Here is a 20,866-nt window from a genome sequence, read left to right on the forward strand (position 1 = left end):
TGCCATGGCAAATACCGCAAACGCCCAGACACTGGTTCTGTAGCAGGCGAGCCGTATAATGGCGGGGTCGCCACTTAACTTTTGGCTTTAATGGATTGGATATGACTGAACAGCAACCTGTTGCGGTTCTGGGCGGCGGCAGCTTCGGCACCGCCGTGGCGAACCTGCTGGCGGAAAACGGTGTGCCGGTGCGCCAATGGATGCGCGACCCGGCGCAGGCCGAGGCCATGCGTGTGAATCGCGAGAATCCGCGCTACCTCAAGGGTATCCGCCTGCACGATGGGGTTGAGCCGGTCAACGACTTGCTGGCCACCCTGCAGGCCAGCGAGCTGATCTTCGTTGCCTTGCCATCGAGTGCCTTGCGCAGCGTGCTGGCACCGCATGCCGAGCTGCTGCGCGGCAAGGGCCTGGTCAGCCTGACCAAGGGCATCGAAGCGCAAAGCTTCAAGCTGATGAGCCAGATCCTCGAAGAGATCGCCCCCGAGGCGCGCATCGGCGTTTTGTCGGGGCCCAACCTGGCGCGCGAAATCGCCGAACATGCGCTGACTGCCACAGTGGTGGCCAGTGAGCACGAAGACCTGTGCCAGCAGGTACAGGCCGTGCTGCACGGGCGCACCTTCCGCGTCTACGCCAGTGCCGACCGTTTCGGCGTCGAACTGGGCGGTGCACTGAAGAACGTCTACGCGATCATCGCCGGCATGGCTGTGGCCTTGGGGATGGGCGAGAACACCAAGAGCATGCTGATTACCCGGGCCTTGGCCGAGATGACCCGTTTCGCCGTCAGCCAGGGCGCCAACCCCATGACGTTCCTCGGCCTGGCCGGTGTCGGTGACCTGATCGTCACCTGCTCCTCGCCCAAGAGCCGCAACTATCAGGTTGGCTACGCACTGGGGCAGGGCCAAAGCCTGGAAGAGGCGGTCAACCGCCTGGGCGAAGTGGCCGAGGGGGTCAACACGCTCAAGGTGCTCAAGACCAAGGCCCAGCAAGTGCAGGTGTACATGCCGCTGGTGGCTGGCCTGCATGCCATCCTGTTCGAAGGGCGCACGCTGAACCAGGTGATCGAGCACCTGATGCGCGCCGAGCCCAAGACCGATGTCGATTTCATTTCCATCAGCGGTTTCAACTGAGCCCTTGGCGGCTCTGACACGAGCAAGGAGCAACACATGAACGATACGCCCGAACGCGCCCAGCGCGAGTCGATCATCCTGCGGGTGCTGTGGATGCTGGTGTTCCTGGTGGTCTGGCAACTGGCCGAGTTGCTGTTGGGTGGCCTGGTGCTGGTACAGCTGATCTACCGACTGGTGTATGGCGCGCCCAGCGCCAGCCTGATGAACTTCGGCGACAGCCTGAGCCAGTACCTGGCACAGATCGGCCGCTTCGGCAGTTTCCACAGCGACCAGAAGCCGTGGCCGTTCGCAGACTGGCCGGCCCCGCGTGCGCCGGAAGGTGAAGCAGCGCACGCCGTGGCACCGGCCGCGCATCCGGTGCGTGACGAGGAACCCAAGCTGTGAAGCTGTGGGTGCTGCGCCACGGTGAAGCTGAGCCGCGGGCCAAGACGGATGCCGAGCGCCGGTTGACTGCCCATGGTCGCGAGCAGGTGCTGCACAGTGCGGCTTACCTGATCGGGCAGCCATTGCAGGCGATTGTTGCCAGCCCTTACGTACGCGCCCAGCAGACCGCCGCGCTGGTGCATGACACCCTGGGCTTCGCCGAACCGGTGCGCACCGTGCCCTGGCTGACGCCCGAGGGTGATGTGCAGCAGGTCATCGGCGAAATCGAGCGCCTGGGGCTTGAGCATGTGCTGCTGGTCAGCCACCAGCCGCTGGTAGGTACCTTGGTCGGTGCGCTGGAGCACGGCCACAGGCAACAGCCGGCAGCCATGAGCACTGCCAGCCTGGCGGAGCTGGAAGGGGAGTGGCCGCTGGCCGGGTTGATGACGCTGCAGGCCATCCACTCACCCGCTTGAACTTCCCATGGCTTGTGCAGGCCACTGTTTCGCTCGCGTCTGCATGCTGGCATGGGTAAAGATCGATAAGGCAACTGGCATTTTTGTCAGTTGTCGCGCTTCACCACCGCTTGCTAGCGTTGCCACATGGCAAATATCAGGGAACGGCGAATGAGGGGTGAAATGCTGGAACTGTTGCGCTCCCTGGACCTGCAACCCACCCTGGAACAGGTTGACCAAGGTACTTCGCTGGATTTCGCCCAATACAGCCTGCTGCGTGAATCGGCCGATGCCAAGCTTTACCACCTGATGCGCAAGGTGACCGACAACCCCGGGCTGGACCCTGCTGCGAGGCAACAATGCGAGCAGGACCTGCGTACGCTGCAGGATGCCTGCCTGCGGGTCTCGCACTTGCTGCAAACCAGTTGTCTGGCCTTGCGCCGCCTGCAACTGGACTACCAGGACCAGCGTCTGGCCCGCGAGGCGCTGGAGAGCCAAGTGGCCTACATGCAGGCCTGCCTGCGTCGGTCGCTGAGCAGTTTCGACCGCTCGGCATGACCTGATCCCCCTCGCCGATGACCTTTATGGACATTGCCGAACTGCCCCGCGATGCCGACAATGGGCCATCATTCCGGTCCGGACCAGGCGCCATGTCGCAGCAGATCTTCTTCGCCCATGCCAACGGTTTCCCATCGGCCACCTACGGCAAGCTGTTTGCCGCGCTGGCGCCGGACTATCAGGTGCAGCACCTGGCCCAGCATGCGCATGACCCGCGCTTTCCCGTGGACGAAAACTGGCAAAGCCTGGTCGATGAATTGTTGCATCACCTGGCGCAGCAGGACCAGCCGGTCTGGGGCGTTGGCCATTCGCTGGGTGGCGTGTTGCACCTGCACGCGGCATTGCGCTGCCCCGAGTACTACCGGGGGCTGGTGATGCTCGACTCTCCGGTGCTCACCCGCGCTGATCAATGGCTGCTGCGCACAGCCAAGCGCTTTGGTTTCATCGACCGCATCACACCGGCCGGGCGCACCCTGGGGCGTCGCGAAACGTTCAATGACCGCGACAGCGCCCGGGACTATTTCGCTGGCAAATCACTGTTCCGCCATTTCGATCCCGATTGCCTCGACGCTTATGTGGAACATGGCCTGCAGGTGGTGGGGCAAGGGCTACAGTTGCGCTTCGACCCTGCTACTGAAATCAGCATCTACCGCAGCATCCCGCATACCAGCCCCGCCCCCGCGCGCCAGTTGCAGGTGCCGCTGGCCATGGTGCGCGGCAACCGCAGCAACGTCATTCGTCGCCACCACACCTTGGCTGTGCGCAGTATGCCCAAAGGTGAATACCACAGTGTACCGGGTGGGCACATGTTCCCGCTGGAGCGCCCGGCCGACACTGCCAGCCTGATCAAGGGCCTGTTCGACCGCTGGAGCCAGGCATGAGCGCACACGTTGAGGAAATTCGTCTGAGCCTTGGCCATATCGAACTGGCTGCACACCTGTTCGGCCCCGAAGACGGGCTGCCGGTGATTGCCCTGCATGGCTGGCTGGACAACGCCAACAGCTTTGCCCGCCTGGCACCGCAGCTGAAAGGTCTACGCCTCGTCGCCCTGGACCTGGCTGGCCATGGCTATTCGGAGCACCGCCCGCTCGGCGCCGGGTATGCCCTGGCCGACTATGCCCATGACGTGCTGCGCGTGGCCGAGCAACTGGGTTGGCCGCGTTTTGCCCTGTTGGGGCATTCGCTGGGCGCGATCATTTCGGTGCAACTGGCCGGTGCATTGCCCGATCGGGTCAGTCACCTGGCGCTCATCGACGGCGTCATCCCGCCGACCGGCGCCGAGCAGGATGCAGGCGAGCGTTTGGGGATGGCGCTGCAAGCCCAGTTGCGGCTGGATGGCAAACGCAAGTCGGTGTATGCGACATTGGAAGCAGGGGTGCAAGCCCGGATGAAAGGCATGGTCGCGGTCAGCCGTGAAGCGGCCGAGCTGCTGGCCCAGCGTGGCCTGATGCCAGTGCCCGGTGGCTACAGCTGGCGCAGCGACAGCCGGCTGACCCTGCCCTCGCCGATGCGCCTGAGCGAGGCCCAGGCCATGGCCTATGTGCGGCGGGTGAGTTGCCCGGCGCTGTTGGTGGTGGCCGCCGACGGCATGCTGGCGCGCCACACCGGGTTGCTGGAGCAGCTACCCTTTGAACAGGTGACACTACCCGGCGGCCATCACCTGCACCTGAACGATGCGCAGGGCGCGGCCCTTGTTGCAGACTGTATCAATCGCTTCTTTGGCTTTGCTTGACTTGCACCGGACAAGTGTCGAGGCTTGGCGGGTTGAACAGGGAGACAACCATGCAACTGCCAGACATCCTGGAGCTTCAATTCGGCGCTGAGCGCCGCCTGGTTCGCCAATGAGCGTACCCGTTTCCATTCGCACTGCCTTGGCTGCCTGTCTGGTGCTCGCCACCCCCGTGTCGTGGGCCGGCGTCCTGCCGGTCCCGCAGGACGCCAAGGTGGTCGATCAACGCCCGGCGACGGAACAGGAGCGGGTCTACCCGATGGGCCCGCTACGCAAGATCAGTGGCCGCCTGCGGGTCGATGACAAAGTCGAAAGCCGCGGTCAGGTCAGCTCGGTAACCTACGAATTGCCTGTTGAGCGTACTGCACGCGAGGCCTTCACCAGTGCCCGCGAAGCACTTGTGCGCGACGGTGGCTACCCGTTGTTCTGGTGTCAGGGGCGTGATTGCGGTGAGGCCAGCCTGTGGGCCAATGATGTGTTCGCCAATGCCCGCCTCAACGGAGGCGACGAGCAGCAGGCGTTCATCCTGCTACGCCGCTCGGCAGACGAGGCCGACACCTTGGTCGCGCTGTACAGTGTTACCCGTGGCAACCGCCGTGCCTATCTGCATGTGGAAGAGTTCATCGCAGGCAGCCCGCTGGGCGAGCTGCTGCCAACCGCTGCCACGGTGCTGCGCGAAATGCGTGACACCGGCAAGCTCGACTACCCTGACCTTGCTGCACCGCAAGACGCCTGGGTAAACCTGCTGGCCCGCAGCCTGAACCTTGACAGCACCTTGCGCGTCAGCCTCAGTGGCGCCCAGGCTGAGGCCTGGCGCGAGGCGCTGGTCAAGGCCGGGGTGCGCAATCGCCGTCTTGAAGTCGGCAGTGCGCCTACAGACGGCCTGCACCTTGAACTGATCCCTTGAACGAGCACCCTCATGGTTAACAATGATCGCCTGCTGGTCCAGATTCTGCTGGTGGCATTGCTGGGGGCCGGCCTGTGGGTGATGGCACCGTTCATATCGGCATTGCTGTGGGGCGCCATCCTGGCCTTTGCCAGCTGGCCGTTGATGCGCTTTCTTACGCGCCTGCTGGGCGGTCGCGAGACGCTGGCCGCCGGCCTGCTGACCATGGCCTGGATCCTGATCGTGGCACTGCCGCTGGTGTGGCTGGGGTTCAACCTGGCCGATCACATTCGCGACGCTACGGCGTTCGTGCGTGACGTGCAGGTAGACGGCCTGCCCGATGCACCGGCCTGGCTGGGTGGCATTCCTTTCGTTGGCGAGCGTCTGGTCAACGGTTGGCAATCGCTGGACCAGCAAGGCGCAGCCTTGCTTACCTCGATCAAGCCTTACTTTGGGCAGGTGGGCAACTGGTTGCTGGCGCGCAGCGCGCAGATCGGCAGCGGCGTGCTGGAACTGACCCTGAGCCTGGTGTTCGTGTTCTTCTTCTACCGCGACGGGCCACGCTTGGCGGCATTCGTGCTGCGCTTGCTGCACCGGCTGGTGGGCGAACGCGCCGAGTATTACCTGGACCTGGTAGCCGCTACCGTGCAGCGGGTGGTCAACGGGGTGATCGGCACGGCGGCCGCGCAGGCCCTGCTGGCGTTGATCGGCTTCCTGATCGCGGGGGTGCCTGGGGCGATCGTGCTGGGGTTGGTGACCTTCATGCTCAGCCTGATCCCCATGGGGCCGCCACTGGCCTGGATCCCGGCCACCGCTTGGCTGGTGTGGAAGGGCGAATACGGCATGGCGGTGTTCCTGGGCGTCTGGGGCACCTTCGTCATCAGCGGCGTGGACAACGTGCTCAAACCCTACCTGATCAGCCGTGGTGGCAACCTGCCGCTGGTGATCGTGCTGCTGGGCGTGTTCGGCGGCTTGCTTGCCTTCGGCTTCATTGGCCTGTTCATCGGGCCGACCTTGCTGGCGGTAGGCTACAGCCTGCTGCTGGACTGGAGCCGTAACGCGGCGCAGCAGCCGCCACAACAATAAGCCTGTAACGGCCCTTTCGCGGGCTTGCCCGCTCCCACAGGTACTGCACAGCCTTCAAGGCATGTGTGGTATCTGTGGGAGCGGGCAAGCCCGCGAAGAGGCCGTTACAGGCAGACCACCACGCTGATTTTTACGCATTCTTTATACGCACCCCCACCCCCCGATCTCGCCCCTTTACGCCTCTCCCTCGGACAATTTCCCCAAAGCGGCCCAAGCCGTAACACGGGGAGAACCACACATGAACATGCTCGACGGGCTGTCACTGCTGCTGGCAGTGGCATTGGCGTTTTATCTGCTGGTGGCGCTGCTGCGCGCCGATCGCAGCTAGGGAGCGGCCATGCACAGTTACGATTTCGCCTTGCTCCTGGCATTCTTTGCCATTGTGCTGCTACCAGCACCCTGGCTCGGGCGGTTCTACTTCAAGGTCATGGAAGGCCGGCGTACCTGGCTGACGCCTGTGCTGGGGCCGGTCGAGCAGGGCTGTTACCGGCTGGCGGGTGTGAACGCCAGCCAGGAGCAGAACTGGCGGCAATACACCCTGGCCCTGCTGGCGTTCAACCTGGTCGGCTTCCTGCTGCTGTTCAGCGTGCTGCTGTTGCAGGGCTACCTGCCACTCAACCCTCAGCACCTGCCTGGCCAGGAATGGTCGCTGGCGTTCAACACCGCCGTCAGTTTCGTTACCAACACCAACTGGCAGGCCTACAGCGGTGAGGCGTCGGTCAGCTACCTGAGCCAGATGCTTGGCCTGACCGTGCAGAACTTTGTCAGCCCTGCCACCGGCCTGGCCGTGCTGGTTGCCCTGTGCCGCGGTATCGCCCGGCGCAGCGCGACGACGCTGGGCAACTTCTGGGTCGACATGACCCGTGCCACCCTCTACGGCCTGTTGCCGCTGTGCTTGCTGCTGGCGCTGTTGCTGGTATGGCAGGGCGTACCGCAGACCTTTGCCGACTACGCCCACGCGCTGACCTTGCAAGGTGCCGACCAGACCATTCCGCTGGGGCCGGCCGCCAGCCAGATCGCCATCAAGCAATTGGGTACCAATGGCGGTGGCTTCTTCGGCGTCAACTCGGCGCACCCGTTCGAAAACCCAACGGCCTGGAGCAACCTGTTCGAGGTGGCATCGATCATCCTCATTCCGGTGGCGTTGGTGTTCACCTTCGGTCACTACGTGAAGGACCTGCGTCAGAGCCGCGCCATCCTCGCCTGCATGCTTGCCCTGTTCCTGATCGGCGGTAGCACGGCGCTGTGGTCCGAGCACCAGCCAAACCCGGCCCTGGAAAGCACGCAGGTGCAGCAGACCGCCCCCCTGGAGGGCAAGGAAAGCCGCTTCGGCACCACCGGTTCGGTGCTGTGGACGGTCACCACCACCGCCGCCTCCAACGGTTCGGTCAACGCCATGCACGACAGCCTGAACCCGCTGACCGGTATGGTGGCGATGGTCAACATGATGGTCGGCGAGGTGATATTCGGCGGCGTCGGCGCGGGCCTCTACGGCATGCTGCTGTTCGTCCTTATCGCGGTGTTCCTGGCCGGGCTGATGATTGGCCGTACCCCGGAATACCTGGGCAAGAAGCTGCAGGCCCGTGAAGTGCAGCTTCTGGTGGCAACCCTGCTGGTGATGCCGGTCGGCGTGCTGGTACTTGGCGCCATCGCCGCCAGCCTGCCCGGCCCGGCCGGGGCGGTCACCAACCCGGGGGCGCATGGTTTCAGCCAGTTGCTGTACGCCTATACCTCGGGCTCGGCCAACAACGGCTCTGCCTTTGCCGGGTTTGGCGCCAACACCGTGTACCACAACCTGATGATCGGCCTGGCCATGCTCATCGGCCGCTTCGGCTACATCCTGCCGATACTGGCGTTGGCCGGCAGCCTGGCGGCAAAAAAAAGTGCGCCGCTGGGGCAGAACAGCTTCCCGACTCACGGCCCGCTGTTCACCGGCTTGCTGCTGGTGACCATCCTGCTGGTCGGTGGCCTGACCTTCCTGCCGACCCTGGCCCTTGGGCCAATCGCCGAACACCTTAGCCTGGGTTTTTGAGGACCGATCATGAACATGCCCATTCCTGAAGTGAATAGCCGGCACAATGCCAAGGACCAGACCCGCTTCGCCGCGCTGTGGCGCCCGGCGCTGGTGCAGGCGTTCGTCAAGCTCGACCCGCGTCAGCTCAAGCGCTCCCCGGTAATGCTGGTGGTGGCCCTGACCGCGGTGCTGACCACCGTGCTGTGTTTTGCCCCCGGCGGCGGCGTGAGCACCGGCGTTGCGGTGCAGATTGCCCTGTGGCTGTGGTTCACCGTGTTGTTCGCCAACTTCGCCGAGGCGTTGGCCGAGGGCCGTGGCAAGGCCCGCGCCGACAGCCTCAAGGCCGGCAGCCAGGGCCTGACCGCCCAGCGTCGTCTGCGTGATGGCAGCTACGAGACGGTAGCTGCCAGCGCGCTGCGCAAGGACGACGTGGTACGCGTGGTCGCCGGCGAAATGATCCCCGGCGACGGCGAGGTGATTGAAGGCATTGCGGCCGTCAACGAGGCCGCCATTACCGGCGAGTCCGCGCCGGTCATACGCGAATCAGGTGGCGACCGCTCGGCGGTGACCGGCAATACGCGGCTGGTCTCCGACTGGCTGCTTGTCCGCATCACCAGCAACCCGGGCGAGTCGACCCTGGACCGCATGATCGCCCTGGTTGAAGGGGCCAAGCGGCAGAAGACCCCGAACGAAATCGCCCTCGACATCCTGCTGATCGGCCTGACCCTGATTTTCCTGATCGTGGTGGTGACCTTGCAGCCGTTCGCCCACTTCGTGGGTGGCAGCCTGCCGCTGATCTTCCTGGCCGCGCTGCTGGTGACGCTGATCCCGACCACCATCGGCGGCCTGCTGTCGGCCATCGGTATCGCCGGCATGGACAGGCTGGTACGGCTGAATGTCATTGCCCGCTCGGGCCGCGCCGTCGAGGCGGCCGGGGACGTGCATACGCTGATGCTCGACAAGACCGGCACCATCACCTTCGGTAACCGCCGCTGCAGCGCACTGCATGCTGCACCGGGCATTACCGCCAAGGAGCTGGGGGAGGGCGCCTTGCTGGCCTCGCTGGCCGATGACACCGCTGAAGGCAAATCGATTGTCGAATACCTGCGCCAGTTGCACGACTTTGTCGACCCGCTTGCCGGGCAGTTCGAAGCGGTGGCTTTCAGTGCCGAGACACGCCTGTCGGGCATCGACTTCCAGCAGCACCGGTACCGCAAGGGCGCCGTCGATGCGGTGCTGGCCTTCGTCGGTATGCAACGCCTGGAAATGCCGGCGGCGCTGGCCCGTGAAGTCGAACGCATCGCGCAGAGTGGCGGCACCCCGTTGCTGGTGTGCGTCGACAAGCGTTTGCTGGGTGTGATCCACCTCAAGGACGTGGTCAAGCCTGGCATCCGCGAGCGCTTCGCCGAGCTGCGCAAGCTGGGCATCCGCACGGTGATGGTAACCGGCGACAACCCGTTGACTGCGGCCGCCATCGCCGCCGAAGCGGGGGTAGATGACGTGCTGGCCGAAGCCACGCCCGAGAAGAAGCTGGCGCGCATTCGCCAGGAGCAGAATGACGGCCGCCTGGTTGCCATGTGTGGCGACGGTGCCAACGACGCCCCGGCACTGGCCCAGGCTGACGTAGGCATGGCCATGAACGACGGCACTCAGGCTGCGCGGGAGGCCGCCAACATGGTCGACCTGGACAGCGACCCGACCAAGCTGCTGGACGTAGTCCAGGTCGGCAAGGAGCTGCTGGTCACCCGCGGTGCGTTGACAACGTTCTCCATTGCCAACGACGTGGCCAAATACTTCGCCATCCTGCCGGCGCTGTTCGCTGCCATCTACCCGCAACTGGGTGTGCTCAACCTGATGCAACTGGCCAGCCCGCAGAGCGCCATCCTGTCGGCGATCGTGTTCAACGCGCTGATCATCATCGTGCTGATCCCGCTGGCGCTGCGTGGGGTGCGCGTGCAGGCGGCCAGTGCGGCGCACCTGTTGCGGCGCAACCTGCTGATCTACGGGCTGGGCGGCATTGTGGTGCCGTTTGCCGGGATCAAGCTGATCGACCTGCTGCTCAACGCCCTGAACCTGGTCTGAGGAGGCCGCCATGACTGCTTATCTACGCCCGGCATTGAGCCTGGCTTTGTTGATGACCCTGGTGACGGGCGCCCTGTATCCGCTGGCGGTGACCGGTATTGCCCAAGTCGCTTTCCCGAACCAGGCCAACGGTAGCCTGGTACGCGATGCGCAAGGCCAGGTGCGGGGTTCGGCATTGATCGCCCAGGACTTCCAGGGCGATGGCTGGTTCCACTCGCGGCCCTCGGCAGGTGCCTACGCGACCGTGGCCAGCGGCGCCAGCAACCTGTCGCCGAGCAACCCAGCGCTGGCTGAGCGGGTAAAGGGCGATGCGGCCACGTTGTATCAGGCGCAGCAGGGGCCAGTGCCGCAGGCGCTGCTGACCACCTCGGGCAGCGGCCTGGACCCGCACCTGCCACCGGAGGCCTTGGCCTATCAGATCCCGCGGGTGGCGGCGGCACGGCAGCTGCCGGTCGAGCGCTTGCAAGCCTTGCTGGAACAGGCCACCCTCCACCCATTGATCGGCCCGCCGGTGGTCAACGTGCTGGCGTTGAACCAGGCCTTGGAAAAGCTCGCCATTGTCAGGTAATCGAAGCGCTGGCAGGAAGCCTGTAGGAGCGGGTTCACCCGCGAATGCGGTGGTGGCGCCACTGACGTATTCGCGGGTAAACCCGCTCCTACACGTTAAGGGGGCTTTCCCTGAAGTGGCCGACTGCTGGAAAAAGCAAAGGATGAAACATGAGTGACTCCGCCCGCGCCGATGCGCTGTTGGCCAACCTCCCACGCACCGGCCGGGGCCGGCTGAAGGTGTTCCTCGGCGCTGCCCCCGGCGTCGGCAAGACCTTCGCCATGCTCCAGGCTGCACACGCCCAGCAACGCCAGGGCGTGCAGGTGTTGGCCGGGGTGGTCGAAACCCATGGCCGCGCCGAAACCGAAGCGTTGCTCGGAGGGCTGCATCAGCAGCCCTTGCTGCGCAGCCAGTACCGTGGCGTCACCCTTGAGGAAATGGACCTTGACGGCCTGCTGCGTGCCGCGCCGGCGTTGGCCCTGGTGGACGAACTGGCCCACACGAACGCCCCCGGCAGCCGCCACGCCAAACGCTGGCAGGACGTACAAGAACTCTTGGCCGCGGGCATCGACGTGTACACCACGGTCAACGTCCAGCACCTGGAAAGCCTCAACGACAAGGTCCGTGACATTACCGGCGTGCAAGTGCGCGAGACCCTGCCGGACTGGGTGCTGCAGGAGGCGTTCGAGCTGGTGCTGATCGACCTGCCTCCGCGAGAGCTGCTCGAACGCCTGCGTGAAGGCAAGGTGTACGTGCCCGAGCAAGCTCGGGCGGCCATCGATGCGTACTTTTCGCAAACCAACCTCACCGCCCTGCGCGAACTGGCCATGCAGACCGCCGCTGCTCAGGTCGATGCCGACCTGGCCCACGGCTATCGTCAGCGCGGCCAGGAGGCGCCGGCCTTGCGCGGCCGGTTGCTGGTGGGCATAGACGGTGACGACCAGGCCGAACGCCTGGTGCGCCATGCCAGCCGCGTGGCCCAGCGCCGCCACCTGCCCTGGAGCCTGGTGCATGTGGACAACGGCCGCCTGCGTGACGAAACCGCACGGCATCGTTTGCAAGCCGCGCAGCAACTGGCCGAGCGACTGGGCGGGGAGGTGGTGCTGCTGCGGGCTGGGGAAGTGGCCCGCACGCTGATCCAGCATGCTGTCGAGCGGCGGGCCAGCCTGGTGCTGGTCGGGCAATCCCGCAACCGCCTGCGTCGGCGTTTGTTCGGCGCGGGTGTGGCGGCGCGGCTGCTGCGCGAAAGCCGTGGCCTGGAAATCAACGTGCTGGACCGCGACGTGCAGCCGCCAGCGCCGCGTTCAGCCGTGCGGCGGGTGTGGGTGTGGCGTCATTACCTGCTGGCGCTGCTGGCCACCGTGATGGCTGCGGGTCTGGCCTGGGCGGTGGCCAGTGTGCTGGCGCTGCCCAATATCTCGCTGGTGTTCCTGGCGGCGGTGTTGCTGGTCGCAGTGCGCAGTAGCCTGGGACCTGCGCTGGCTTGCGCCGCGCTGTCGTTCCTGGCCTATGACTTCCTGTTCATACCGCCCAACTTCTCGTTCACCATCCAGCGCGAAGAAGACGTGCTGACACTGGTGTTCTTTCTGTTGATGGCTGCGCTCACCGGCAACCTGGCCGCGCGCCAGCGTCGCCAGTTGCAGGCGCTGCGCGAGACCCAGGCGCAGACCAGCCAGTTGCTCGACCTGTCTCGCCGGTTGACGGTAGCCACCGACCGCCAAGCCATATTCAAGGCTGCCGGCCAGCACCTGGACGGCTGGCAGGACGCCCAGGTGTGCTTGCTGGAGCGCAACGCCGAAGGCCAGTTGCAAGTGGCCAGCGGGGAAGCCTGCACCTTCAGCGACACCGAACGGGCGGCTGCCGATTGGGCCTGGCAGCACGGGCAGGCCGCCGGCCACGGCAGCGATACCCTGCCTAATGGCCGCTGGTGGTGGTGGCCATTGGCGGTGGACGATCAGCCGCTGGCGCTGCTGGGCGTGCGCCCGCGCAACGGGCAGCCGCTTAGCGACCCACGGCGGCGCCTGCTCACCGCCCTGGGCCAGCCCCTGGCCCAGGCCCTGGCCCGCGCACGCCTGGCCGAACAGCTGGAAGCCGCACGCCTGCACGGCGAAACCGAGCAACTGCGCAGCGCCCTGCTGGCTTCCGTATCCCATGACTTGCGCACGCCGTTGACCGCCATGCGTGGCAGCATCGACAGCCTGTTGGCGTTGGGCGATGCGATCCCGGCTGAAGACCGCCGCGAGCTGCTGGAGGGCACCCGTAACGAAGCCGAACGCCTCGATCGCTACATCCAGAACCTGCTGGACATGACCCGCCTGGGCCATGGCGGCCTCAAGCTGGCCCGCGACTGGGTGGCCCCGGCGGATATCGTCGGCAGTGCGCTCAACCGCCTGCGGGTGGTGCTGGCGCCGCTGCGTGTGCACACGGACGTGCCGGCCGAGCTGCCATTGCTGTTCGTGCATGCGGCGTTGATCGAGCAGGCACTGGTCAACGTGCTGGAAAACGCCGCACGCTTTTCGCCGGCCAATGGTCGGCTTGAGCTGCAGGTGGCGGTGCATGACGACCAGCTGCGCTTGACCGTCAGCGACCAGGGCCCCGGCATTCCCGAAGCCGACCGCGAGAAAATCTTCGACATGTTCTACACCGCCGCCCGTGGCGACCGCGGCGGGCAGGGTACCGGGCTGGGCCTGGCGATCTGCCAGGGCATGATCGGTGCCCATGGCGGGCAGATTCTGGTGGGCGAAGGCATTGATGGCCAAGGCACCAGCATCACTCTATGCTTGCCGCTGCCTCCTCAACCTGAAGCCGAAAGCGAAACCCCATGAGCCAGTCCGCCACCCTGTTGGTCATCGACGATGAACCGCAGATCCGCAAGTTCCTGCGTATCAGCCTGGCCTCGCAAGGCTACAAGGTGCTGGAGGCCGCCACCGGTGCCGAAGGGTTGGCCCAGGCGGCACTGGGCAAGCCGGACCTGGTGGTGCTCGACCTGGGGCTGCCGGACATGGACGGCCAGCAGGTACTGCGTGAGTTGCGCGAATGGAGTGCAGTGCCGGTGATGGTGTTGTCGGTGCGTGCCAGTGAAGTGCAGAAGGTCGATGCGCTGGATGGTGGTGCCAATGACTATGTGACCAAGCCGTTCGGTATCCAGGAGTTTCTCGCGCGCGTGCGGGCGTTGCTGCGCCAGGTGCCCCAAGCCGGCGGCTCGGAAGTGGCGGCCAGCTTTGGGCCGCTGACGGTGGATTTTGCCTTCCGCCGGGTGACGCTCGACGGCGTGGAGGTGGCATTGACACGCAAGGAGTATGCTTTGCTGGCGCTATTGGCCGGGCACCCTGGGCGGGTGATTACCCAGCAGCAGCTGCTCAAGGATATCTGGGGGCCGACCCATGCGGAGGATACCCACTACCTGCGCATCGTGGTCGGGCATCTGCGACAGAAGCTGGGCGATGACCCCACGGCGCCGCGGTTCATCATTACCGAGGCGGGGGTTGGCTACAGGCTGGTAGCGCCGACAGCATAACCCTCAGCCCCAAGGGCTGGGCGATCGCCTGCAGGGCCTGGAGTGCGCAAGGGTGTCAGGCCCTGGGGGGCTCCTTCTCGAACAGCTGGCGAATGACTTCCAGGTAGCGTCGCGCGCCCAGGCCCAACGGGCGCGACTTGATCCAGATGATGTCTACCCACAAGCGCAGGCGGCTGGCCATGTTGTCGAAGCGCACCTCGGCCAGTGCGCCCGAGGCAATCAGCGGTTCGACCAATGGCTGCGGCAGGTAGGCCCAGCCCAGCCCGGACTGCACCAGGTCCAGCGTGGCCAGGTAGCTGTCGGTCAGCCAGATGCGCCGGGACAGCACCATGCGCGGGTCCGATCCGGTGGCCTTGCCCGAAGCCACGATGATCTGCCGTTGTTCGGCAAAGGCCTCTTCAGGCAATGGCGTACCGCTGTTCTGCCCGGCCGGATGGCGTGGTGAGGCAACGGCCACCAGCAGTTGGCTGCCGGCTTCGAGGAAGGATTCGCGCTCATCGATGCCGGGCCGTTCGAACACCAATGCCAATTGCACACTGCCGTCATGCAGCAGGCGAATGGCTTCGGTCTGGGTGGCCGAACGTACCTCGACTTCCAGGCTGGGAAATGCCTGGGCGAGGATTTCCAGCGGCTGGCTCCAGCGGCCGGTCTGCAACTCGGGCGCCATGGCGATGGTCAGGCGCTTTTCCAGGCCTTTGTGCAATTGCAGGGCCTGGGCATCCAGCAGGTTGAGTTGGCAGATGACCTGCCTGGCCTGGGGCTCCAGCGCCAGGGCGGCGTTGGTGGGCAAGGCTTTGCGCGTGGCCCGGTCGAACAGGGGCAGGTCCAGTTCCGCTTCCAGTTGGGCGATTGCCATGCTCACGGCTGAGGGCACACGGCCCAGCTTGCGGGCGGCGGCGGAGAACGAGCCGGCATCGAGCACCGCGAGGAAAATCGCCAGGGAGTCGCTGGTAAAGGCCATTGTCAGTAAACCTGATGATGATCATCTTTTATGGCTAAAAATTATGAACATTAATGCACCTGCAGGACAGTCCCCTCAATGGAGAAAAGCGTGCACAGACCAACCGCGTGGCATGTCACCCACTGGAGTTGCGACCCGTTCAGCCTCGGTGCCTACAGTGCCTTGCTGCCTGGAGGGTCGCCGTTGCATCGAAGCGCCCTGGGCCAAGTGCTGCATGGGCGCTTGGTCATCGCTGGAGAAGCTTGTAATGCCAGCGCTCCGGCAATGACTCATGGTGCGTGGAATGATGGGCTGCGTGCCGCCGAGGCAGCCGTGAGTGCCGGTGCGAGCAAGGTGATCGTGATCGGTGCGGGGTGTGCAGGCTTGGCTGCCGCTCAACGCTTGCGGGAAAGGGGTGTCGATTGCACTGTGCTGGAGGCGCGTGGGCGAACGGGTGGGCGCACGCACACTGTCGAGTTGGGCGGCGTGAAAGCAGATGAAGGTGCGGCATGGCTTCAGCATTTCGCCGAGAACCCATTGGCCGCTGTTGCACTTCAACATGGCTTGGCTTGCGTCGAGACCGATTTCAGTTGCCCGCTTGCAGCGGCACGCGGCGGGGCGTTGCCGGATATCGACGCCGCCTGGGATGCCTTGACCAGGCGTCTCGATCGGCAACAACCTTTGTCTGACGCGATCGATGGCTACATGGCCACACTCGACCCCGCGCTCGCGCGTGCCACGCAGTTCGCCATCGACGCCAACCTGGTACTGGAAGCGTGTTTGCCCGTCGAGGAACTGTCGGCCTGTGCCTTGGATGAAGAGGGGGTCGGGCATGGTGATCGTATGCTGCCAGGCGGCTACAGCGAGCTTGTCGACTTGCTGTCGAAGCACCTGGATATCCGCCTGAACAGTCCTGTCACCCACATCGACTGGTCGAGCGCGCGCGTCAAGGTGAATGAAGAGGTGTGCGACTTCTGCATTTGCACAGTCCCGGTGGGGGTTCTGAAAACGTTGCACTTTACCCCTGCGTTACCTGAAACACAGCAGGGAGCGTTGGCGCATCTGGGGATGGGCAAGCTGGAGAAAGTGATTCTGCAGTTCGATGAGCGATGGTGGCCGTGTTCACCCTCAGGCTACCTACGCTGGTACGACGTACCCGCCAGTTGGGGGGAATGGCTGGACCTGACCGATGCTGTCGGCAAGCCCACCATTGCCGGGCTGATCGCCGCCGATGCGATCGAGCGGCAGTTCACCGGGCGCACCGATGAACAGGTGGCCATGGCCGCGTGTGAGGCATTACAGGCGTGGGCCGCAGCCGTCGGGCCCACGCCTTGACACTTACAGGCCTTCGCCCAGCACCCGGTCAATGCTGTCGACAAAGTAGTCCACGCTCGCACGGCTGGTGCACATCGGCGGCTTGATCTTGAGGATGTTCAGGTAATCGCCGGTCGGCTGCATGAAGATGCCCAGGTCACGCAGGCGATCGCACAGCATCATGGTTTCTTCGGTGGCCGGCTCCAGGGTGGTGCGGTCGCGCACCAGTTCCAGCCCCAGGTAGAAGCCCGAGCCATGTGCCGCGCCGGCCAGCGGGTGCTTGTCGACCAGCGCCTGCAGGCGTGCCTTGAAGTAGCGCCCGGTGTCACGGGCGTTGTCCCACAGGCCTTCCTCCTGCATGACATCCAGCACCGCCATACCGATGCGGCAACTGACCGGGCTGCCACCGGCCGAGGAGAAGAAGTAGCCCTCGGCCTCCAGCGCCTCGGCGATTTCGCGACGGGTGATGACCACGCCCAGCGGCTGGCCGTTACCCATGCCCTTGGCCATGGTAATGATGTCCGGCACCACGCCCTGTTCCTCGAAGCCCCAGAAGTACTCGCCCAGGCGGCCATAGCCCACCTGCACTTCGTCGGCGATGCACACCCCGCCGCGGGCGCGGACCTTGGCATAGGCTGCGCGCAGGTAGCCTGCGGGTAGCGAGATACCGCCGGCATTGCCGTACACCGGTTCGCAGATGATGCCCGCCAGCTGACGGCCACGGGCGTCGAGGTCAGCCAGCTTGGCGTCGACGTCTTGCAGGTAGTCGGCGGCGCTGTCGGCCCCGCGGAAGCGGCCGCGGAAGGTGTTCGGTGCTTCGACCGGGTGAACCCAGTCCGGGCGGGTTTCCAGGGCTTGCGGGTTGTCGGCGATCGACGTGGAGATGGCATCGGTGGCCACCGACCAGCCGTGGTAGGCCTCCAGCACACTGAGCAGATCGCGCCCGCCACTGTAGGCCCAGGACAGGCGAATCGCCAGGTCGTTGGCCTCGGTGCCGCTGTTGACCATGAACACCCGGTCGAAACCTTCGGGGGCCAGGTCCAGCAGGCGCTCGGAGAATTCGGTGATTGCTGCGTAATGGAAGCGCGAGTTGGTGTTCAGCAGCGACCACTGCCGCGCCGACTCGGCAACCATGCGTGGATGGCCATGGCCCAGCACTGCGACGTTGTTGAGCATGTCCAGGTAGGAACGGCCCTGCATGTCGATCAGGTAGTTGCGCCAGCCACGCTCAATGTGCGGCGGTTGCGCGTAGTAGTGCTTCTGCGAGCGGGCGAAGCTGGCATCGCGGCGGGCCAGCAGGGCTTGCGGATCGGGTAGCGGCTCGGCATCGCAATCGAAGCCCAGCAGTGCGGCTGGTGACGGGCACAGGGCCAGCCAGGCGGCGGCTTGTGACGGCGTGGCGAAGCGCGGCGGCTGGCTGCCATTGTCGAGGCATACCTGCACGCTAAGGAAGCCGCAGCTGCTGCCCAGGGACTGGCTTTTTTCCACGGCCTGGCCGTCTGCCGGTGCGTCTTCCAGGCCTTGCAGCCACAAAGCCCAATGCGGGGTGCGCAGGCAGCCCCGGCCGTCGCCGCTGTGCTGCCAGGTGCCGGCTGCCGGCGCTTGCACCGGGCTGCCGTTGGGCACATGCAGCTCGACGAAAAGGGCGCAGGTGGCGGGCTCCTCGGGGCGATCGATATGGGTTTGCGACAGGCGATACTGCCCGTGCAGGCTGCAGGCCGGGGCGGCTTGCGAAGTCAGCAGATGCTGGTCGTAACCGGGTTGCTCCCAGTTGCCGGCCTCGAAGTGTTTGCTGAGTACTCCCAGGTCCACCCGTGTGACAGCCTGCCCGGCCAGCTCGGGGAGCAGGGGGGCACAGTCGTTCCAGTCCGGCGCCGCGGGTTGCAGGCCCGCAGCCTGCAGAATGGCCGCCTCCATCAGGGCGAAAGGCACGGCGGTGGCCGTGTCGAAAATTTCCCATTCGTGGGCAATGTTGTCGCGGGTGTACTGGTTGCCCGGGTCGACGGTTAGCTGTTGTTCGCTGCTCAGCACCAGCACGGCAGCGCGGTTCAGCACCAGCGGCCACAGGGCGCGCAGTTCGGCCTCGGTCAGCGGGTTGAGCGCCTGGTAGGCCTGCACGGCTGGCAGGATGCGCAGGGGGTCGCCCTCGGCGTGGTGCAACAGCGCAGCGCAGGTCACCGACAGGTCGGCGATACGCCAGGTGCGCAGCAGGTCGCCGAAATCGATCACGCCTTGCAGTTGCCACTGACGCTGGGCATCACGGGCCCACACGGTGTTGTCGTCGGTGATGTCCAGGTGCACGGCCTGACTGGGCAGTTGATCGATCAGCGGCATCAGGCGCTCGTTGGCCTGTCGCGTGGCGTGTTCGATGCGGGCGCGCTGCCCGCTGTCCTGCAGCACCGGTAGCAGGTGATCGATCAGTGCCCCGGCATGCTGCGGGTCCCATTGCAAGGTGCGCGCAAGGCCCGGGTGATCGAAATGGGCAAGCGCCTTGTCCAGCTTTGCACAGAGCCCGCCCAGTTCAGCCATCAGGCGCGGCTCCATGTGCTTGAGGCGGGTCAGCGGTTGGCCTTCGATGTAATCGAGCAGGCGCAGGCGCAGTGGTTGCGCGTCGATGTCCAGTTCCAGCAACCCCATGCCGTTGTGGGCTGAGCGCACGGCGGGTACCGGCAAACCTTGATCGCGCAGGAAGGCCAGGGCGGCGTGCTGGGCTTCAAGCTCCAGCTGTGCGTAGCTGCCGTGGCAGGCCTTCAGCACATAGCCACCCTGCGGTGTGACCACGCGAAAGTTCAAGTCTTGCTGGCTGCCCAGTACCGAAAGGTTGCCGGCAAGGCCATAGTGGGCCTGCAGCACGGCGTGTGCCTGGGCTTCGCTCAGCGTTGGGCTGGGCAGGCCGGAGCGCTGGATCAGGGTGGCCAGGGCAGGGGAAGCAGGCTGGTGTTGTGGACTGGACATGGGCTCTACCGTGGGTACTGGGAGTTGACGGCGAAGAATTTATGCCCGATTCGGCTGATGATGGAAGACGATTATTGTCAGAAAAATTGATCACCGCTGCTTGATTCTGTTTGCGTGGTAACGAGCGGGGCTTTTCATAGGCTTGGTTTTACGTGCATGGCTGATCAATCCCGGATGATCCCCTTGCTGCCCAAGAAAGTCTGCTGGGCATACTCAGAGGAGGAACTTGAATGCCGAAAGCAGTTTCACTGTCTCGGGAAGCTTCTGCTGAAGCAGCCTGTCGAGATACTGCTGTACGCTGTGCGGTGGGTTCTTCAGCGATATTCGCTGCCGCTGGGCAGCTTCGAGGACTGCTGCCTTGTCCAGGTCCCAAAGGTCAGCGATGAAGTCGTCCGGATGCAAGGGTTCAATATCGAAGGCACCGAGAACCGCCTTGGGAAAATCCTTCAAATTGAAGGTGACGATAACCGAAGCGTTGCACTTGATTGCAGCTGCGAGAACATGTCGATCATCCCTATCTGGCAAGTCCAGCCCTTCGACCAGTGAATCGTAGTCAGTGACGAGTGCATCAGGCACCGCAGCATCCATCAGCGATGACGTGCGATCCAAATGTTCAGGCGTGAGGTCAGGCCGGTTGAGTAGCAGATTGCGCTTCCACTCGTCATGAATGCTCGCTGACCAACGTGCCCGGTAGATGCCCGTCAGCGCTAGGTTCATCAGGAAATCACGCAGTGGAGCAGGGTAAAGTACATTCGCGTCGTATATGGCCGTGAAGGGCGAGTGCTTCATTCGTACCCCATCTTCAATTCCTGAGCTTGGGCTGCCAGCGCATCCATCGCAGCGCGGCTCACCCCATCACGTTTGTCCTTGTAGGCAACCAGGTCGGAGAATTTGACACGACGATGGCGGCCTGTCTTGGTGTGCGGAATCACCGCTTCGTCGAGCAGCTTTACCAAGTGCGGCCGGGAGACGTTAAGCAGGTCTGCTGCTTCCTGGGTAGTCAGTTCGGCGTGGATTGGAACGACTTTGACTGAGTTACCCAGGGCCAGTTCGCTGAGAATCTCGCCGAATAGGCGTAGGGCGAAAGTAGGTACTTCAACAACCTGGCGCTGATTTTCCTCGTTGAGCAGTTCGATCCGTTGGGTATCTGATTTTGTCGAGAGGAACGCTGCCAGCGTGCGGCTTGACTCGACTGCCACGGCAATTTCTTTCTCGTCAGGAAGCACATGGCTAGAGAGGTTGGCGGTGGTCATGGGCATCTCCAGAGCGGTATCGATTGCGGGGCTGTGGCGA

General features: G+C 64.6%; 19 protein-coding genes. 15 read left to right on the forward strand and 4 right to left on the reverse strand.

What is annotated here, in order from left to right; genetic code table 11:
- The first annotated feature begins 101 nt into the window (after positions 1–101).
- From AC3RCM_RS08965 to AC3RCM_RS09030, 14 genes are all read left to right on the forward strand, one after another.
- Positions 102–1,127, forward strand: a complete 1,026-nt coding sequence (locus tag AC3RCM_RS08965; RefSeq protein WP_010954935.1) for an NAD(P)H-dependent glycerol-3-phosphate dehydrogenase — start codon at positions 102–104, stop codon at positions 1,125–1,127.
- A 36-nt stretch (positions 1,128–1,163) separates the two neighbouring features.
- Entirely contained in the window at positions 1,164–1,511 is a 348-nt protein-coding gene (locus AC3RCM_RS08970; RefSeq protein WP_003251499.1) for a DUF4389 domain-containing protein, read from the forward strand.
- Positions 1,508–1,966 (forward strand): phosphohistidine phosphatase SixA, encoded by a 459-nt coding sequence (sixA, locus tag AC3RCM_RS08975; RefSeq protein WP_019437943.1) that lies wholly within the window; start codon positions 1,508–1,510, stop codon positions 1,964–1,966. The genes AC3RCM_RS08970 and sixA overlap by 4 nt, the downstream gene beginning before the upstream one ends.
- Before the next feature lie 162 nt (positions 1,967–2,128).
- Positions 2,129–2,503, forward strand: a complete 375-nt coding sequence (locus AC3RCM_RS08980) for a hypothetical protein (protein WP_064493146.1) — start codon at positions 2,129–2,131, stop codon at positions 2,501–2,503.
- Positions 2,504–2,595: 92 nt separating this feature from the next.
- Entirely contained in the window at positions 2,596–3,384 is a 789-nt protein-coding gene (locus AC3RCM_RS08985) for an alpha/beta fold hydrolase (RefSeq protein WP_029615572.1), read from the forward strand.
- Complete coding sequence (locus AC3RCM_RS08990) at positions 3,381–4,235, forward strand: alpha/beta hydrolase (protein ID WP_014860314.1); 855 nt, start codon at positions 3,381–3,383, stop codon at positions 4,233–4,235. The genes AC3RCM_RS08985 and AC3RCM_RS08990 overlap by 4 nt, the downstream gene beginning before the upstream one ends.
- 109 nt (positions 4,236–4,344) lie before the next feature.
- Complete coding sequence (locus AC3RCM_RS08995) at positions 4,345–5,139, forward strand: DUF4892 domain-containing protein (RefSeq protein WP_003251489.1); 795 nt, start codon at positions 4,345–4,347, stop codon at positions 5,137–5,139.
- A gap of 12 nt (positions 5,140–5,151) precedes the next feature.
- Positions 5,152–6,204 (forward strand): AI-2E family transporter, encoded by a 1,053-nt coding sequence (locus AC3RCM_RS09000; protein ID WP_019750854.1) that lies wholly within the window; start codon positions 5,152–5,154, stop codon positions 6,202–6,204.
- Positions 6,205–6,442: 238 nt separating this feature from the next.
- The gene (gene kdpF, locus AC3RCM_RS09005; protein ID WP_003251485.1) at positions 6,443–6,532 is read left to right on the forward strand and encodes a K(+)-transporting ATPase subunit F; all 90 of its coding nucleotides are present in this window, start codon (positions 6,443–6,445) and stop codon (positions 6,530–6,532) included.
- 9 nt (positions 6,533–6,541) lie between these two features.
- Positions 6,542–8,236 carry a potassium-transporting ATPase subunit KdpA gene (gene kdpA, locus AC3RCM_RS09010; RefSeq protein WP_492629529.1) on the forward strand — a complete coding sequence of 565 codons (1,695 nt, stop codon included), beginning with the start codon at positions 6,542–6,544 and terminating at the stop codon, positions 8,234–8,236.
- 9 nt (positions 8,237–8,245) lie between these two features.
- Positions 8,246–10,300, forward strand: coding sequence for a potassium-transporting ATPase subunit KdpB (kdpB, locus tag AC3RCM_RS09015; protein ID WP_492629530.1), 2,055 nt, complete (start codon positions 8,246–8,248; stop codon positions 10,298–10,300).
- 10 nt (positions 10,301–10,310) lie between these two features.
- Positions 10,311–10,868: a potassium-transporting ATPase subunit KdpC gene (kdpC, locus tag AC3RCM_RS09020; protein WP_003251480.1), complete on the forward strand. Its 558-nt coding sequence runs from the start codon at positions 10,311–10,313 to the stop codon at positions 10,866–10,868.
- 149 nt (positions 10,869–11,017) lie between these two features.
- Entirely contained in the window at positions 11,018–13,672 is a 2,655-nt protein-coding gene (locus tag AC3RCM_RS09025; RefSeq protein ID WP_012051752.1) for a DUF4118 domain-containing protein, read from the forward strand.
- Positions 13,669–14,364, forward strand: a complete 696-nt coding sequence (locus AC3RCM_RS09030; RefSeq protein ID WP_104961133.1) for a response regulator — start codon at positions 13,669–13,671, stop codon at positions 14,362–14,364. Before AC3RCM_RS09025 ends, AC3RCM_RS09030 begins: the two co-directional genes overlap by 4 nt.
- Positions 14,365–14,419: 55 nt before the next feature.
- Here AC3RCM_RS09030 and AC3RCM_RS09035 read toward each other — a convergent pair whose 3' ends face one another.
- The gene (locus AC3RCM_RS09035) at positions 14,420–15,325 is read right to left on the reverse strand and encodes a LysR family transcriptional regulator (RefSeq protein ID WP_003251473.1); all 906 of its coding nucleotides are present in this window, start codon (positions 15,323–15,325) and stop codon (positions 14,420–14,422) included.
- A gap of 78 nt (positions 15,326–15,403) precedes the next feature.
- On the opposite strand from AC3RCM_RS09035, the gene AC3RCM_RS09040 reads away from it, so the two are divergent.
- Positions 15,404–16,639, forward strand: a complete 1,236-nt coding sequence (locus tag AC3RCM_RS09040; protein ID WP_492629531.1) for a flavin monoamine oxidase family protein — start codon at positions 15,404–15,406, stop codon at positions 16,637–16,639.
- A 3-nt stretch (positions 16,640–16,642) separates the two neighbouring features.
- On the opposite strand, the gene AC3RCM_RS09045 is transcribed toward AC3RCM_RS09040, so the two are convergent.
- The 3 genes from AC3RCM_RS09045 to AC3RCM_RS09055 all read right to left on the reverse strand — a co-directional run bounded on the left by AC3RCM_RS09045 (position 16,643) and on the right by AC3RCM_RS09055 (position 20,826).
- Complete coding sequence (locus AC3RCM_RS09045) at positions 16,643–19,573, reverse strand: aminotransferase (protein WP_492629532.1); 2,931 nt, start codon at positions 19,571–19,573, stop codon at positions 16,643–16,645.
- Between the two features lie 213 nt (positions 19,574–19,786).
- Positions 19,787–20,362 carry a PIN domain-containing protein gene (locus tag AC3RCM_RS09050; protein ID WP_104886398.1) on the reverse strand — a complete coding sequence of 192 codons (576 nt, stop codon included), beginning with the start codon at positions 20,360–20,362 and terminating at the stop codon, positions 19,787–19,789.
- A complete protein-coding gene (locus AC3RCM_RS09055; protein WP_064493160.1) occupies positions 20,359–20,826 on the reverse strand; it encodes a helix-turn-helix domain-containing protein in 468 nt (155 codons plus the stop codon). Before AC3RCM_RS09055 ends, AC3RCM_RS09050 begins: the two co-directional genes overlap by 4 nt.
- Positions 20,827–20,866 lie beyond the last annotated feature (40 nt).

It is taken from the genome of Pseudomonas sp. GW823-FHT05G12, assembly GCF_058795575.1.

Excerpts from the sequence above, each read along its gene's own strand:
- AC3RCM_RS08965 (WP_010954935.1), top strand. The coding sequence starts at position 102 with ATGACTGAACAGCAACCTGTTGCGGTTCTGGGCGGCGGCAGCTTCGGC.
- AC3RCM_RS08970 (WP_003251499.1), top strand. The coding sequence starts at position 1,164 with ATGAACGATACGCCCGAACGCGCCCAGCGCGAGTCGATCATCCTGCGG.
- AC3RCM_RS08980 (WP_064493146.1), top strand. The coding sequence starts at position 2,129 with ATGCTGGAACTGTTGCGCTCCCTGGACCTGCAACCCACCCTGGAACAG.
- AC3RCM_RS08985 (WP_029615572.1), top strand. The coding sequence starts at position 2,596 with ATGTCGCAGCAGATCTTCTTCGCCCATGCCAACGGTTTCCCATCGGCC.
- AC3RCM_RS08990 (WP_014860314.1), top strand. The coding sequence starts at position 3,381 with ATGAGCGCACACGTTGAGGAAATTCGTCTGAGCCTTGGCCATATCGAA.
- AC3RCM_RS08995 (WP_003251489.1), top strand. The coding sequence starts at position 4,345 with ATGAGCGTACCCGTTTCCATTCGCACTGCCTTGGCTGCCTGTCTGGTG.
- AC3RCM_RS09000 (WP_019750854.1), top strand. The coding sequence starts at position 5,152 with ATGGTTAACAATGATCGCCTGCTGGTCCAGATTCTGCTGGTGGCATTG.
- kdpF (WP_003251485.1), top strand. The coding sequence starts at position 6,443 with ATGAACATGCTCGACGGGCTGTCACTGCTGCTGGCAGTGGCATTGGCG.
- kdpA (WP_492629529.1), top strand. The coding sequence starts at position 6,542 with ATGCACAGTTACGATTTCGCCTTGCTCCTGGCATTCTTTGCCATTGTG.
- kdpB (WP_492629530.1), top strand. The coding sequence starts at position 8,246 with ATGAACATGCCCATTCCTGAAGTGAATAGCCGGCACAATGCCAAGGAC.
- kdpC (WP_003251480.1), top strand. The coding sequence starts at position 10,311 with ATGACTGCTTATCTACGCCCGGCATTGAGCCTGGCTTTGTTGATGACC.
- AC3RCM_RS09025 (WP_012051752.1), top strand. The coding sequence starts at position 11,018 with ATGAGTGACTCCGCCCGCGCCGATGCGCTGTTGGCCAACCTCCCACGC.
- AC3RCM_RS09030 (WP_104961133.1), top strand. The coding sequence starts at position 13,669 with ATGAGCCAGTCCGCCACCCTGTTGGTCATCGACGATGAACCGCAGATC.
- AC3RCM_RS09035 (WP_003251473.1), bottom strand. The coding sequence starts at position 15,325 with ATGGCCTTTACCAGCGACTCCCTGGCGATTTTCCTCGCGGTGCTCGAT.
- AC3RCM_RS09040 (WP_492629531.1), top strand. The coding sequence starts at position 15,404 with ATGGAGAAAAGCGTGCACAGACCAACCGCGTGGCATGTCACCCACTGG.
- AC3RCM_RS09045 (WP_492629532.1), bottom strand. The coding sequence starts at position 19,573 with ATGTCCAGTCCACAACACCAGCCTGCTTCCCCTGCCCTGGCCACCCTG.
- AC3RCM_RS09050 (WP_104886398.1), bottom strand. The coding sequence starts at position 20,362 with ATGAAGCACTCGCCCTTCACGGCCATATACGACGCGAATGTACTTTAC.
- AC3RCM_RS09055 (WP_064493160.1), bottom strand. The coding sequence starts at position 20,826 with ATGACCACCGCCAACCTCTCTAGCCATGTGCTTCCTGACGAGAAAGAA.